This is a genomic window from Mitsuokella sp. UBA4253 (genome assembly GCF_002395285.1).
GTDB classification, from domain to species: domain Bacteria; phylum Bacillota; class Negativicutes; order Selenomonadales; family Selenomonadaceae; genus Mitsuokella; species Mitsuokella jalaludinii.
Genome location: NZ_DGWR01000012.1, coordinates 38,189 through 54,054 on the forward strand (window position 1 = coordinate 38,189; position 15,866 = coordinate 54,054).

7 protein-coding genes and 3 pseudogenes are annotated in these 15,866 nt (G+C 58.9%); all 10 read right to left on the reverse strand.

All coding sequences use genetic code 11. The features are described from left to right. Positions 1-31: 31 nt before the first annotated feature. Entirely contained in the window at positions 32-1,561 is a 1,530-nt protein-coding gene (locus B2X55_RS05510) for an acetyl-CoA hydrolase/transferase family protein (protein WP_286821216.1), read from the reverse strand. 197 nt (positions 1,562-1,758) lie between these two features. Next, positions 1,759-2,388 (reverse strand): redox-sensing transcriptional repressor Rex, encoded by a 630-nt coding sequence (locus B2X55_RS05515; RefSeq protein ID WP_036374397.1) that lies wholly within the window; start codon positions 2,386-2,388, stop codon positions 1,759-1,761. A 589-nt stretch (positions 2,389-2,977) separates the two neighbouring features. Continuing rightward, positions 2,978-4,315, reverse strand: a pseudogene (locus B2X55_RS10825) (O-antigen ligase family protein); the annotation flags it as partial. 25 nt (positions 4,316-4,340) lie between these two features. Further along, entirely contained in the window at positions 4,341-5,645 is a 1,305-nt protein-coding gene (locus B2X55_RS05525; protein ID WP_286821218.1) for a bifunctional folylpolyglutamate synthase/dihydrofolate synthase, read from the reverse strand. Positions 5,646-5,662: 17 nt separating this feature from the next. Beyond that, positions 5,663-8,341, reverse strand: coding sequence for a valine--tRNA ligase (locus tag B2X55_RS05530; protein ID WP_286821219.1), 2,679 nt, complete (start codon positions 8,339-8,341; stop codon positions 5,663-5,665). A 361-nt stretch (positions 8,342-8,702) separates the two neighbouring features. Beyond that, positions 8,703-10,121, reverse strand: coding sequence for a diguanylate cyclase domain-containing protein (locus B2X55_RS05535; RefSeq protein ID WP_286821220.1), 1,419 nt, complete (start codon positions 10,119-10,121; stop codon positions 8,703-8,705). Positions 10,122-10,421: 300 nt separating this feature from the next. After that, positions 10,422-11,720: a fused HPr family phosphocarrier protein/2-hydroxyacid dehydrogenase gene (locus tag B2X55_RS05540; RefSeq protein WP_286821222.1), complete on the reverse strand. Its 1,299-nt coding sequence runs from the start codon at positions 11,718-11,720 to the stop codon at positions 10,422-10,424. 438 nt (positions 11,721-12,158) lie between these two features. After that, positions 12,159-13,448: a restriction endonuclease subunit S gene (locus B2X55_RS05545; protein ID WP_286821223.1), complete on the reverse strand. Its 1,290-nt coding sequence runs from the start codon at positions 13,446-13,448 to the stop codon at positions 12,159-12,161. A 1-nt stretch (position 13,449) separates the two neighbouring features. Continuing rightward, positions 13,450-14,352, reverse strand: a pseudogene (locus B2X55_RS05550) (HsdM family class I SAM-dependent methyltransferase); the annotation flags it as partial. A 341-nt stretch (positions 14,353-14,693) separates the two neighbouring features. Then, positions 14,694-15,706: pseudogene (locus B2X55_RS10830) on the reverse strand (IS30 family transposase). Positions 15,707-15,866: the final 160 nt, after the last annotated feature.

The following is a 15,866-nucleotide window of genomic DNA, read 5'->3' on the forward strand; positions in this document are numbered from 1 at the left end:
CCCAAAATTGCAAGCTGATACTAAATTCTGGTCACACCTTTCCTGTATCTTCCTGACTCTCGCGCTTCATGCTACCCGTCTCCAGATAGCGCTGGTGGAACGAGAAGGCCTCATCGAGGAGGTGTGGCGTGTGCGCGTGGTTCGTCTTCGCGTCGGCGCGCTGGAAGTAGTCGCGCAGCATCGGGCGGAAGTCGGGGTGCGCGCAGTTCTCGATGATCTCCTTGGCGCGCTGGCGCGGCGACTTGCCGCGCAGGTCGGCCACGCCCTGCTCCGTGATGATGACGTCGACGTCGTGCTCCGGCTGGTCAACATGCGAGCAGAATGGCACGACGGCCGAGATCTTGCCGCCCTTGGCCACCGACGGCGTGTAGAAGATGGTCAGGTAGGCGTTGCGCGCGAAGTCGCCGCTGCCGCCGATGCCGTTGATCATGTGCGTGCCCGCGATGTGCGTCGAGTTGACATTGCCGTAGATGTCGACTTCGACGGCCGTGTTCATCGCAATGACGCCGAGGCGGCGGATGACCTCCGCGCTGTTCGAGATCTCCTGCGGGCGCAGGATCATGTACTTCTTGTACTTCTCGATGTCCTTGAAGAAGCGCGCCATGCCCTCAGGAGACGGCGAGAAGGCCGTGCCCGAGGCGAAGTTGAGCTTGCCCGCATCGATGAGGTCGAGCATGCCGTCCTGGATGACCTCCGTGTAGACCGTGAGGTCGCGGAAGTCCGAGCGGACAAAGCCCGCCGTGACGGCATTGGCGACATTGCCGACGCCCGACTGTATCGGCAGCAGGTTCTTCGGCATGCGGCCAGCCTTTATCTCGCGCTTGAGGAAGTCAATCGTCAGGTCGGCCATCTGCTGCGCCGTCGCGTCGAGCGGCGCGAGCGAGCGCGTGTGGTCCGCGATGTCGCACGGCACGATGTAGCGGATCTTGTCCTGCGGGCACGGGATGTACGGCGTGCCGATGCGGTCGTCGACGCGCACGATCGGGATGGGCAGACGGTTCGGCGGGTCGAGCGGCAGGTAGACATCGTGCATGCCCTCGAACTCCAACGGCTGCGCGTTGTTGACCTCGATGATGACGGTGTCGGCCGTCTGCACGAACGAGGCCGAGTTGCCGACGGCCGTCGTCGGGATGATGTTGCCTTCCTCCGTGATGGCGCAGGCCTCGATGACGGCAACGTCAAGGTTGCCGAGGTAGCCACAGCGCGAGAGCTGCGCGACCTCCGACAGATGGATGTCGATGTAATCGACCGTGCCGTCGTTGATCTGGCTGCGCAGCACCTTGTCCGTCTGGAACGGCAGGCGTTTCTTGATGCCGTGGACCGAGGCGAGCGCTTCATCGAACTCCGGCCCCGTCGAAGCGCCCGTCATGATGTTGACCGTGAACGGGTCCTTCTTCATGCGGTCCGCGAGAGCGAGCGGCACCGCCTTCGGGTAGGCCGAGGATGTGAAGCCGCTCGTCGCAAGGGTCATGCCCGGCTTGATGAAGTCTGCCGCTTCCTCCGGCGTCACGATCTTGGACTGCAGCGCCTTGTTGCGCACACGATCGAGGATATCTACCATGGAAAAACCTCCTTGTTTCCCTTTGCCCAGAGACGCACTCCGGGCCATTCCATAAAAATGGATCATCGTCTTTGTGTATCGTTTTGGCATCGATGATAATGCCTATGCATCCTGCTTCTTACTATTCTCGCTTTTCTCCCGAGTTCCTGCCTGACAGCAAAAAAGCACGCCCTTAGAGCGTGCTTCTTGCTTGACGGTCACATGCGCGTGATGTGGTACGAGAGGCTGCTGAGGCCAATCGAGAGGTCTTCGTTGACGATGTGCATCGTCTCGGGGACCTGCATCTTGATCGGCGCGAAGTTCCAGATGCCCTTGACGCCGGCCGCGACGAGCTGGTCGGCCACGCCCTGCGCAAACGCTGCCGGCACCGCGATGATGCCGATCTGGATGTTGCGCTGCTTGACGATGGCCTTGAGATGGCTGATGTCCTCCACCTTCACGTGGTTGACCGTGCGGCCGATGACATTCGGGTCCTGGTCGAAGAGTGCGACGAGGTTGAAGCCGAGCGTCACGAAGTTCTGGTAGTTCGCGAGCGCGACGCCGAGGTGGCCGATGCCGACGATCGCGATGTTCCAGTGATTGTCGAGGCCCAGGATCCCGCCGATGTTGCGCTTGAGCTCATTGACGTAGTAACCGACGCCCTTCTTGCCGAACTGGCCGAAGGACGCGAGGTCCTTGCGGATCTGTTCCGGCGTGATGCCGAGGCGGCGGCCGAGCTCATCCGACGAGACGATGTCGCGGCCCTCGTCCTGCAAGAGGCGCAGGGTGCGAAAGTAGAGCGGCAGGCGGTCAATGGTCGCCTTTGATATCGCGTTCGTTTTCTTCATGGCTGTCTGCCTCCTTCGCTTCCTTCTTCTCTTCTGCCTTCTCTTCTGCCTTCTTCTCAGCTTTCTCGCCATCCTCTGGCTTTCCGGCTGTCTCTGCCTTCTCTTCCGTCAGCTCCGTCTGTTCCGGTCTGTCTGGCTCAGGAGATGCAGCGTCTTCAGAAGATCCTGCAGTGTCAGCACCTTCCTGCTCCGGCTCAGATGCCGGCGTTTCGGCCTCAACTTCGCCCTTCGGCGCTGCGGCAGTCTCTTTGGCTGCCGCTTCTGCCTCAGCCGCTTCTTCTTCCTGCTTGCGCTGTTCGAGCGCCTTGCGGACTTCTTCAGCCAATTCATCCATCGGGTCGAGCGGCTTCTGCGGTGCTTCAGACGCTTCTGGCGCGTCAGCCGCTTTCACCGGCTCAGGTGCCGCATCCGCGGCCGGTGCAGTCTGCTTGGCATCGGACGCTTTTCTGTCTGCGCCCTCCGGCTCGACCGGCGTCTCGCGGTAGAGCATGCCGTGGACTTTCTCCTCGACCTTGCCCTGCACCTTGTCCTTGGCCTCTTTGGCGTTCTGGACGGCTGTCGCGCGGAACCTTGCGAGGAATTCATTGCCGCCCGCCTTCTTCTCCGCGGCCGCCTTCTGCGGGCTCATGCACGAGAGCACGCCCGCGAGGGCCGCGATCATCCAGAGCAGCATCGATGACGGGATGTTGAAGAGCAGGTCGTCCGTCAGGCCGTTGAGCGCGATGGAGAGCACGGCGAGGCCGATGCCCTGGCTCAGGCCCGCGAGAATGTCACTCTCCTCCCAGTCGGTCCAGAGGCGTTCCCAGCGGAAGGCGCCGCGCAGCTTGCGCACAGGCATTTCCGGGAAGTGCGTGCGCAGTGCCATGACCATCGTGCCGAAGAAGAACCAGAAGAACGCGACGGCTCCCGGGATGCCGATCTCTGCCATGTAGTTGAGGTAGATGTTGTGCGCATGGACGATGAGCACATTGGCCCCCTGCAGGTAGAAGTCGTACTCCGGATAGACCATCCAGTACGCCCCCCAGCCGATGCCGAGGAACGGATGATCCTGGATCATCGCGACCGTGCTCTCCCAGAACGCCAGGCGCATCTCCGTCGAGGTGTCCACCTTCGTAAAGACGGACGTGATGCGCTCGTAGAGCATCGGGTCAAGGGCAAACAGGACGGCGATGACGACGACACAGGCGGCGAGCACGCGGCGGTCCCGGAGCGCGCCGTAGCCCGCGAGGATGACCGCAATGACGAGGCAGGCGCCGCGCGCATACGTCATCGCCAGGCAGGCCGCCGCCGCGAGCATGAACGCGCCCAGGAGGATGCGGCGCTCGCGGTTACGGCACTTCATGAAGAGGCCGAAGGCCAGGCAGATGATGATGTCGAGGTAACCCGCGAGGATGTTCGGGTTCTCCCAGGTCGAGAAGACGCGCTTGCGCAGCTCGGGGAACGCATCGCCGTCCACCCACTTCATCGAACTGATGTCAATGCCGAACAGGAACTGGTAATAGCCATAGAGCAGGACGATGACCGCTGCCGCGCAGGCCATGCGCAGGATGGACTTCATCTGCCAGGGCTCCCGGACGTTCTGCCCGATCAGGAGATACGTCAGCACGTAGACGCCGACGAGGTTGTAATAGTTGTAGAAACTGAAGCCGCGGTCCGGCGAGGACAGCACCGACAGGGCGCTGATGGCCACGAAGAGCACCGCCGGCACGTCGAAGCGCAGGTGGCGGAAGTGGAAATCCTTGTCCACGTAGAACCGCAGGGCAGTCCCCGCGATGCCGACGAGCAGAGCAACTGTCGCCGCGCTCGGCGAGAGCGGCAGGAAGAACACCTCGGCCAGGAGGCCGTACCAGGCAATCGCGCTCGCGCGCCGCTTCCAGCGGCCTTGTGCGAGGGCCCGGCGCTTCTCGCGGATGTGCGCGCCCGTCAGGTTTGTCTTATCCTTCTTCATTTGCTCACCCCTTCCGCTGCAGCAGCATCTCGCGGACGCCGCCGACGAGGTACAGGGAGCCCGCGATGACGAGAAGCTTCTCGCCGTTGGCGAGCTCCAGCGCGCGGTCAAGCGCCTCTTTGTTCGCCTCGAAGGCCTCGACATGCTGCACGGCCGGCGCGACGCGGCGCAGGAGGTCGGCAGCCGAATCGGCGCGCTCCGACTGCGGCACGGTCACGACGACTGTGTCATTCGGCCGCAAGAGGATGTGGAGCATCGCATCGATGTCCTTGTCCTTGAGGATGCCGAGGAGCAGTACGCGCTCCTCGGCGGGAAAGATCGCATCGAGGCTAGAGCGCAGCGCCCGCATGCCGGCCGGATTGTGGGCGCCGTCCACGATGACGGTCTGCGCCCCGAAGTCGAGCCGCTCAAAGCGGGCCGGCCAGCTCACGAGGCGCAGCGCCTCCGTGACCGTCTCCATCGTGAGGCGCGCGTCAATATTGTGCAGCAGGCGCAGGGTCATCAGGGCCACCGCGCTGTTCTCGACCTGATGGACACCGAGCAGGTGCAGCTCATACGGCTGATGATCGATGCCCAGAAGCTCCGAGCTGAACTCAAGCTGCTGCACGCAGCCGTCGCAGCTGATGAACTTCGAGGAGAAATCCTCGCCAGCCACGAAGATGTCGGCGCTCTTTTCCTCGGCCGCCGCGCGGATGACAGAAAGCGGCTCCCCCTTGGCGGCCGTCACGACGGGCACGCCTTCCTTGATGATGCCAGCCTTGTTCTCCGCGATGCTCTGGAGCGTGCCGCCGAGCTTGTCGGCGTGCTCCATCGTGACATTCGTGATGACCGAGACTTCCGGCGTGATGACATTCGTCGAGTCGAGCGTGCCGCCGAGGCCGACCTCGATGACGGCATACTCGACCTGGCACTTGGCAAAGTAGTAGAAGCCGAGCGCCGTGAGCACTTCAAACTGCGTCGGACACTCCGCGCCCTCTGCGAGCATCAGGTCGATCTTCTCGCGGATGACCGTCATGCCCTCAGCAAAATCCTGCTCACTGATATTCTGCCCGTCGACGCGGATGCGCTCCGTGTACGAGACGAGGTGCGGCGAGCTGTAGAAGCCCGTGTGGATGCCGCTGCGTCGCAGCGCCCCCTCGACCATCGCCGAGACAGAGCCCTTGCCGTTCGTGCCCGTCACATGGACCGTGCGATAGCGGTCCTGCGGCCGGCCGAGCAGCTCGAGGAGCCGCTCGATGCGCGTGAGTCCCAGGCGGATGCCAAATATCTTGAGCCCTTCCAGATAAGAAATGGCTTCCTGATAATTCATATCGCGTCGCTCCATTCTCAAAGCTTGGCGAGGTCCTGGATGCGTCCCTCGACCGCCTGCTTCTTCTCCTCATAGCCAGCGAGCTTCTCGCGCTCCTTGGCGACGACAGCCTCCGGGGCCTTCTTGAGGAAGCCCTCGTTGCTGAGCTTGCCCGAGAGGCGCCCTATCTCCTTCTCGAGCTTGTCGAGTTCCTTCTGCAGGCGGGCCGTCTCCTTCTCGACATCGATGAGGCCCTTGAGCGGCAGGTAGATCTCGACACCGCCGACGACACCGGCCATGGCGTTCTCCGGCTTCTCGGCATCGTCTGCGAGCAGCGTGACCGGCTCAGCCGCAGCGAGCGCCTTGAGGTAGCCCTCGTTCTCCGCGAAGACCGGGCGCAGGCTGCTCTCCGTGAAGTGCAGCATGACCTCGCTCTTGTGGCCCGGAGCCGCACCGACTTCTGCGCGCAGGTTGCGGACCGTCTTGATTGTCTCCATGATGGCCGTCATCTGCGCCTCAGCCGCATCGTCGCGAAGCGAAGCGTCAGCCGTCGGCCAGTCCGCGATCATGATGCTCTTCCACTGCCCATCATGCGGCACCTTCTGCCAGATCTCCTCCGTGAGGAACGGCATAAAAGGATGCAGCAGGCGCAGCGTGTGCTCGAGGACGTACGAGAGCACGTAGAGGGCCGTGTTCTTCGCGCGCTCGTTCTCCTTGTCGTAGAGGCGCGCCTTCGTCAGCTCGATGTACCAGTCGCAGAACTCGTTCCAGATGAACTCGTAGATCATGCGGCCGGCCTCGCCGAGCTCGAAGTTATCGAGGTTCTTCGTCACGCCCTCCGCCGTCTTGGCATAGCGCGAGAGGATCCACTTGTCAGCCAGCGTGAAGTCGCTCGCCTCCGGCTTGAAGTCCTTGTCGAAGCCCTCAAGGTTCATGAGCATGTAGCGCGACGCATTCCAGATCTTGTTGGCGAAGTTGCGCGCACTCTCGACGCGCTCCCAGTAGAAGCGCATGTCGTTGCCCGGCGTATTGCCCGTGATGAGCATGAAGCGCAGCGTATCGGCGCCGTACTTCTCGACGACTTCGACCGGATCGATGCCGTTGCCGAGCGACTTGCTCATCTTGCGGCCCTGGCTGTCGCGCACGAGGCCGTGGATGAAGACATGGTGGAACGGGATGTCCTTGCCAAACTCCAGGCCCATCATGACCATGCGGGCCACCCAGAAGAAGATGATGTCGTAGCCCGTGACGAGCGTCGCCGTCGGGTAGAACTGCTCAAGCTCCGGCGTCTTATCCGGCCAGCCGAACGTCTCGAACGGCCAGAGGCCCGAGCTGAACCACGTGTCGAGCACGTCCTCATCCTGGTGGATATGATGGCTTCCGCAGTGCGGGCACGCCGTCAGGTCCGTGCGCGAGACGCTCGTCTCACCGCAGTCATCGCAGTACCAGGCCGGGATGCGGTGGCCCCACCAGAGCTGGCGCGAGATGCACCAGTCGCGGATGTTCTCGAGCCAGTTGATGTACGTCTTCGTGAAGCGCTCCGGCACGAACTGGATGCGGCCGTCCTTGACAGCCTCGATGGCCGGCTTGGCAAGGCTCTCCATCTTGACGAACCACTGCTTCGAGACGAGCGGCTCGATCGTCGAATGGCAGCGCGAGCAGTGGCCGACGGAGTGCTCATGCTCCTCGACCGAGACGAGCACGCCCGTCTCCTCGAGCTCCTTGACGAGCGCCTTGCGGCATTCGTAGCGGTCCATGCCCGCGTACTTGCCGGCACCCTCGAGCATCTTGCCCGTGTTGCCGATGACCTTGATCTCCTCGAGGTGATGGCGCTGGCCCATCTCGAAGTCGTTCGGGTCATGGGCTGGCGTGACCTTGACGGCGCCCGTGCCGAATTCCTTGTCGACGTACTCATCCGCAAACAGCGGGATGCGGCGGCCGACGACCGGCAGTATGAGCGTCTTGCCGACGAGATCCTTGTAGCGCTCGTCGTCCGGATGGACAGCGACGCCCGTATCGCCGAACATCGTCTCCGGGCGCGTCGTCGCGATCTCAACGTACTTGCCCGGCTCACCCTCTACCTCATAGCGTAGATGCCAGAGATGGCCCTGCTCCGTCTCATGCTCGACCTCGATATCCGAGATGGCCGTGTTGCACGACGGGCACCAGTTCGTGATGCGCGTGCCCTGGTAGATGAGACCCTTCTCATAGAGGCTGACGAAGACCTCGCGGACGGCGCGGCTGCAGCCCTCGTCCATCGTGAAGCGCTCGCGGTCCCAGTCGAGGGAGGAGCCGAGCGAACGCAGCTGGAACATGATGCGGCTGCCGAACTTCTCCTTCCAGTCCCAGACGCGCTCGAGGAACTTCTCGCGGCCAAGCTCATAGCGGTTCGTGCCCTCCTCGCGGAGCTTGCCCTCGACCTTTGCCTGCGTCGCGATGCCGGCATGGTCGCAGCCCGGGATCCAGACCGTGTTGTAGCCCTGCATGCGGTGGTAGCGGATCAGGATATCCTGCAGCGTGTTGTCGAGCGCATGGCCCATGTGCAGCTGGCCCGTGACATTCGGCGGCGGGATGACCATGCTGTACGGCTTCTTGCTCTTGTCGACCTCTGCGTGGAAGAACCTGTTCTTCTCCCAGAACTCATACCACTTCTTCTCAAACGACTGCGGGTCATAAACCTTCGGGATGTTGTTCCCGAGCTCTTCTTTCTCTGGCATACGAATCCTCCTCATAAATAAAGCGCTTCCGTCCCAAAAGGACGAAAGCGCCTGCCTTCGTGGTACCACCAATCTTCTCGCGCAGCCTCTGCCGCGCGACTCTCGCGTTAACGCCGCCCACGTCCCCGCCTAAGCAAAAGCCTCAGCGAAGCAACTCCGAAGCGACCTTCCGCATCCCCCTGCCAGGACTCACACCAGCCGTCCCGTCTCTTTGCCAGGGAAGATCCCTACTCCTCTTCGTCATCGTCTTTGCGTATTTCACATTATGGAAGTTATCTTATCACAAGAAGCCCTAAAATGCAATGCAAAGCATTCAAGACAAGGCAATCGTCCGACAGTCCGACTGCGCTCTCGGATGGCGTCAGTCCGCGATTGGCAGGCTTTTGGCGGCCATGCGGCGGAAGTCGTTGAGGTCGTGGCGAGTCTCGCGCTTCTTGCCGCGGCGGTTGTAGCACTCGACCTTGTCGCAGTACATGCGCTGGTCGGTCTTTGTGATGGCCCTTTCGAGTTGCGCGGTGTCTGCCACCCATTCGCTGCCGATGGCGATGGACAGGTCGGCCTTGCCCGCGGCCAATTCGCGCAGGCGGAGGACGCTCGTCTTGAAGTCGAGCTCGGTGACGAGCGGCACGAGGACGAGGAACTCGTCGCCGCCAATGCGGTAGGTGTTCTCGAGGCCGTAGCACTTCGTCAGCAGGCGCGCCGCCTGCCGGAGCGCCGCATCGCCCGCCTGGTGGCCGAGTGTGTCATTGATCTCCTTGAGGCCGTTGACATCGGCGTAGACGATGCCCACGCTGCTCGAGTACTTCGTGAGGAAGTCAATCTTCTCCATGCAGGCGTTGCGGTTGTGGAGGCCCGTCAGGGCGTCATGGCGGCTCGCGTGCTCGAGCTCCACCATGAGGCGGTGGTTCGTGATCTTCGACGAGATGAAGTACGACACCGTCTCGAGGATGGCGACCGTGTTGATCATATCGCTCTTCTCGTAGTTATCGGCGCCGAGGTAGCCGATGATCTTGCCATCGTGGTAGATCGGCGCATCGATGATGCGCTCGATGCCCTGGCGCTTGAGGTTCCAGTAGTCGACGGGGTCGTCCGCCTTGAGCACCTCGATGTCCTCGATGATGACGCTCGTCGCGTGCTTGAGGAATTTCTCCCAGCCGCCGATGTACTGCTCGTAGTCGAGATGCTGCAGCGTGTCAATCTCCGGCGTGACGCCCGGCGCGCACCACTCGAACGTGTTCGAGACGGTCTTGCCGTCCGTCTCGAGGATGTAGAGCCGGTCCGGATGCAGGATGCGGCTGAGTTCCTGCAGCGCGTGATTCATCGCCACCTCATAAGCCTCCTCGCTGCTGAGGATCTTTGAGATGCGCAGGACGATGTCCTTCGTCGTGAACTCGCGCTTCATCTCCATCTGCCTTGCGCGGTCGAGGTCGACATTCATGAACGTGTACGCGACATAGCCCGGCTGCTTGAGCGGCATGATCGTGAAGTCGAGCCAGTGCCTGATCTCCGGCGCATAGATGCAGTCATGGATGGCCTCACCATCCAGGCTAGCCTTCGCGCAGTACGTCATCCAGATCGGATCGGCATGTTCATAGTAGGACAGGAAACGCTGTCCCAGGAGCTCCTCAGACCCCACACCTACCATCTCACTGTAGATCTTGTTGACATAGACATACTCTGCATCCTCGACTGTCCTGCCATCTTCTGCAAAAATCAGCTTGTAGACTGCATACGCCACCGGAACATCGCTGTAGATGTCCGGCATCCAATTCTTCTCCATCGTGATCACCCACTACCTATCACGACATGCTCTGCACACTCTACAAAACAAGCCGTACTATTTTTCTCATTTCATTCTAACACTATTCGCCAACCTTTGCACATTTTTTTACGCCCAAGCCCCCGCGAAACGCCCGCGCGAGGATCGACGGCTTCATGCTGTCGAAGCCTGCCAGCGCCGACGCTGCCGACTGCCGTCTTCTCCCCTGCCGAGCCTCACGCAAGGTTTTGGCAAAAAAAGAGAGGGGCATTTGCCCCTCTCCGTAACGTAAAAGTCAGAGATTCGAATCCGTGATTGTGCTTATTTTACCTCAGCAGCACCGAACGGACGGCCCTCGTTGAAATTGCGGGCGTTCTCCATCGTCACCGTCGCGATGGCCTGCAGGGCCTCGCGCGTGAAGAATGCCTGATGGCTCGTGAGGATGACCTGCGGGAACATGAGCAGGCGGCCCGTGATATCCTCCGTCGGGACGTCGAAGCTGTGATCCGTGTAGACATTGGCATCCTCGCCCTCGTAGACGTCGAGCGCAACCGCATGGAACTTGCCCTGCTTGAGCGCAGCGATGAGCGCTTCCGTATCGATGAGGCCGCCGCGCGCAGCATTCACGAGCATGACATCCTCCTTCATGAGGGAGATGGCCTTCTCATCGATGAGATGATACGTGCCGCCTTCGCCCATGATGAGCGGTGCGTGAATGGAGATGAGGTCAGAGCGCTTCAGGACCTCTTCCTTCGAAGCATAGGTGAGCAGACCCTCTTCCTCGAGCTTCTTGTTCGGGAATGCATCCCAGCCGATGACCGTCATGCCGTAGCCCTTGCAGATGCGCGCCATGCACTGGCCGATGCGGCCCGTGCCGAGGATACCGGCGACCTTGTTGTGGAGATCGACGCCGAGCAGGCCCGTGAGGTCGAAGTTGTTGTCACGCACCTTGTTGTAGGCCTTGTGCAGGCGGCGGTTTGCAGCCTGCAGCGTTGCCATGGCATGCTCTGCCACTGCGTACGGGGAGTAAGCCGGTACGCGCAGGACCGTGATGCCGTACTCGGCAGCGGCCTTCTTGTCGACATTGTTGAAGCCAGCGCAGCGCAGGAGGATCAGGCGGACGCCGCCGTCATGCAGCTGCTCGATGACAGAACGCGGTGCCTCGTCGTTGACGAAGATGCAGACAGCGTCATAGCCGTTGGCGAGCTGTGCCGTCTCATCCGTCAGGCGGCTCGAGAAATACTTGAGTTCGACGTTGTACGTGCCCTCGCCCTTGTCCTTTGCGAGCTCGCTGAAATAGAGGCGGTCATAGTCTTTCGTGCCGAAAAAGGCGACCTTGAGGACAGAGCCCTTCTTCTCCTTCGGGCCCATGGCATCGAAAACAGCCTGGATCTCCCGTGCAGCCTCTTCCTCATCCGGGCCGTCCACGGTGATATTGACCGTTGTGCCTTTCGGAGCGTGGAGGTTCAAGATCTCCAGCACGTTGTTGCCCTGGGCAGTCTCATTATCGACCTCGAGCGTCACCGCCGCCCGCAGGTTGCTGCATGCCTGCGCGATCTGAGCTGCGGGACGCGCATGGATACCGAGTGAGCACTTCACGACGACTTGGAATTTTTTCATTGATAAGATCCTCCCCAAAAAATGCGGTACATTTATCGTATTGCTAATACGATTATACGACGCCGCGCGTGTGAAAGCAATAACATATTTGCAGTCCTCTGCACTTTTTTGAGCGACTGTTACCGAGATTGGCTAGTTGTGACTGCCTGATGGGTATCCCGTGAACTTCCGCCCTGTACATAACCCTGTGGATTTCTTGTGGATATCCTGTGGACAAATTGCGGCAGTTGTGGATAATTTGACGAACTGTCCCGGTTTATGGTTCAGGGTATGATCAGTCTGTGTCCGCTCTGTGTTCCTATGTGACATAGTAAAAAGCCGCAATCCGTTGGCGCACAAGGCTTCCGAGCTCCCCTAAGACAAAGACAAAGCAAAGATAAAGAAAAAGTAACGTAGTAGCGAGCAAGCGCTCAGCGATGGCGCAGCCAGCACGGGATGTCACGCCCCAAGTTCCCCGCGGAATGCCCTCGCGAGAATTGACTGCTTCATGCTGTCGATGGCTACCAGCACCGACTCCGCCGACTGTCGGACTTCTTCTTCTCTGCCGAGCAGTCGGTCGAGGATAGCGACAATCTCTTGCTGCTCAGCATAAGAGTATACCGGCACAGGAAGATTCCTGATGATTTTCTCGTTCAGATTTTTCATGGTTGAACCGACTGCATGTGTTTTCAGATATTGCTTGCTCTTTTGCGATGCAATCACCAGCGAGTAAAACTTCACATCGTATTCTTTCTTCAGTCGCAGCAACATGCAGCCAGTCCCACAAAGCCAACCGGCTTCATCCTCGCCAACAGGAGCCGTACGCCCCATCTCGCCTCGTCTACCGATAATGATATCATTGGCACACATCTTATACATGGCCAGACTGTCAGCCTTACTCTCGCTGATCGATTTCCTGCTATCAGGACATATCACTTGATTGACGATATGCTGTGGGTTGACAACTGGGATTCCATCTTGAATGTAATCTTCTTTATGCAAGGCCGAGCCAAATGGTCCAATTCGAATCAAGTCTACGATTTCTGAAAGAGGTTTTAACTCTCTCTCACCTACACCGATAAGATTCCCTGCAATAACTTCGTGCAACAGCGCAGCCTTGCGCTTTTCATGGGCGTCGAGGACAGCCTGCACCTTTGCCTTGGCGGCATCGAGCTTGGCAAACAGCGACTCAATGCGCGCCACAAGGCGATGCTGCTCGGAGAGCGGGGGCAATGCGACTGGGTATGTTTGCACATAGCGAGACTTTGCTCTCATGAATGAACCGCCGACGCCGGAAACATTGGATAACATGCGTTTGCGGAAATAAGGACAACGGAAGAACCACATAAGGTAATCCGATACAAAAAAAGGTCGTGCACGGACAACAAGCCATTCCGATGATGCCAAACATTTGAGAGTCGTATGGGCGCTGACCTTCCAAACGCGATTGATGCGAGGATTTATCTTACAGAGCAGAACATCGTCTTTTTCAACGAGTTGTTTTGTAGAGCCGATTTCCATTCCTTTTGTGATTTCGGGATAGCCATTGACGATACTTGGCACGCTGTATAGTTCAAATGCGTCATCTGGATTCGTCGAGGGTGTGATGGAACTTAATTTGTAGTCGTTCAGTGCTCCTGTCCGTACCCATTTCCACCCATCCGGCAGCGCATACGGCCATTCTTTTTCTGGCACAAGGGCGGCGGCAAGGCGTTCTTCTGGTGTCATTCCTTTCTTATTCTTGGCCATGTCACTTCTCCTTTGCGGCACGCAGTTCATCGGCGACTTCCTGCAGGAGCTTGGTGGCTTCTCGAAGGCTGGCGATGGCGCTCTCGGCGCTCTCGACGGGGTCGGGTAGGTCTTCGTAGTCGATGATGGAGTCGTCCTTGATGAGGCCGAGGTCGAGGCTGTCGTCTTTGGCGGCGATCTCCTCGCGCGTGTACGAGTGCCAGCGCTCGTCCTCGACGCTGTGGCGGTCGTCCGACTCGTAGGCCGCGACGAAGTCCGCGAAGTCCTCGCGCTTGAGCGGATGCGTCTTGCCGAAGGACGGCATGTTCGTGCGCAGGTCGTAGAACCAGACTTCTTTTGTATTGCCCTGGTCGGACGTGCCGCGCGTGAAGAAGAGCACGTTCGTCTTGACGCCCTGCGCATAGAAGATGCCCGTCGGCAGGCGCAGAATGGTGTGCAGGTCGCACTTCTCCATGAGGTCGCGGCGAATGGCCTGACCGTCGCCGTCGGCGAACAGGACGTTGTCGGGCAGGACGACGGCGGCGCGCGCTTTGCCGTTTGCCTTAAGGCTGCGGTAGATGTGCTGAAGGAAGTTGAGCTGCTTGTTGCTCGTCGTGTAGGTGAAGTCGTCGCGCGTCGCACGCTCGCTGCCCTTCTTCGTGCCGAACGGCGGATTCGTCAGCACGACGTCGTAGTCCTTGAAGCGCTTGCCGAAGTCCGAGAGCGTGTCGCCAAGGTAAATCGGGCCGGCGATGCCGTGCAGCATGGCGTTCATGAGCGCGAGGCGGTGCGTGTCGTGGACGAGCTCACAGCCGGAGAAGGCTTCCTCGACTTCAAAGTTGGCCAGTTCCTCGGTGAGGTCGGCGTAGTCGGCCGTCATGTCCCTGACGTACTGCGCGGCGGCGATCATGAAGCCGAACGTACCGCAGGCCGGGTCTCAAAGGTGTCTGTATTTGATACAATCGAACGATAGCAGGGATTTTGAACACCCCCCGTGTGCATGTTTCAGAAAAATAGGTGGATACTAATTTTAACCCCTCTTATTTTTTCTAACTCCTTTCTCACGAGGAATTTCTTTATTATTTACAATGAAGTTGCCCAAATCCGCAATAGTTAAAAGTCGATTTGAAGAATTAATTTATGATTCTTCAAATTACGACAAATCTTGATTTTAAAAATATTACAGTTAATTTTATTAATTTCATAAAAATAAGGATCATACACTTATATTCAGCGTATAATCCTTATTTTAAAATTATCGCACCCCTATATCATTCGCTTCGAACCTACTAAGTGCAACACCTTTGAGAAATAGACCTCATATGGTGTTTTGTAACCAAGGCATTTCCTAGGGCACAAGTTCAGCTCATGGTACTTCCTTTGGATGTATTCCTCTGGTGTATCCTTGAGGTCCTTGCCCTTCGGGAAGAACTCCCGCAGAAGCCCATTGGTATTCTCGTTGGTCCCGCGCTCCCATGGATGGTGCGGAGCAGGAAAGTAGAACGTCACACGCTTCAGTTCCTTGCTGAGCTGAGCATGTTTCGAGAATTCCTTCCCGCGATCTGGCGTGACCGACAGGTGCGGCTGCCCCGAGAGTGCCTCACACATCACCTTGTTGACGGCAGCGGCGGTCTTGCTCGCGGCCTTTCCGCCAAGCAAGTACCGGCTCTTCCGGTCTACCAGCGTGACAAGGCAAGCTTTACCTTGCTTGCCCACCACGGTATCCGCTTCCCAGTAACCGCGGACAGAACAATTCGTCGCACTGGCAGGACGATCCTCGATGGGATGCGATATGACAAACTGCCCCGCCGTTCTTCGCCACCTTTCTTGTGATGCCGTTTCCCGTGATGCCGTAGTTTCCTGAGCACGAACTTCGCAGAAGCCCCTGACGGATTCAACAGGCCCGCGTGGATAGCGCGGTAGATGGTCGGGATGCTGACGAGACGGCAGCCATGCTCCAGCTGGATCCGTCCGACAATCTCTTCTGGCGACCAGTGGTACTTCAGGATGCAGATTTGGATGTAGGAATGCAGTGGTGCATACTCCAGACGCTTATGTGGACGACAGGCGTCCCTGTGCCGTTTGTAGAGTGCTTGTGCAGTCAATGGGCAATATGGCATGGGCTGGTTAACAGGAGCCGCATTGCGGCGAAGCTCACGCGAGATGGTCGACTTGCTGCGCTTCAGCAGATGGGCAATCTCCGTGATGGATTTGCCCTCAGCAAGAAAAAAGAGTATCTTTTCTCGCTCAAATGGTGTAAGATGTGTGTAGTGGCACATAGGCTCTCCTTTTGTTATAGGTAGTTCTCTTCAAACACCATTATAGCAAAGAAGTCTATGTATCATTTTAATTTGGTTGTCTAGGAGCTGTTGCACTTAGATTGTAAATCCATCATGTAAAAAATAACTCATCTATTCCACTGTTTTCTAAAAACTTGCG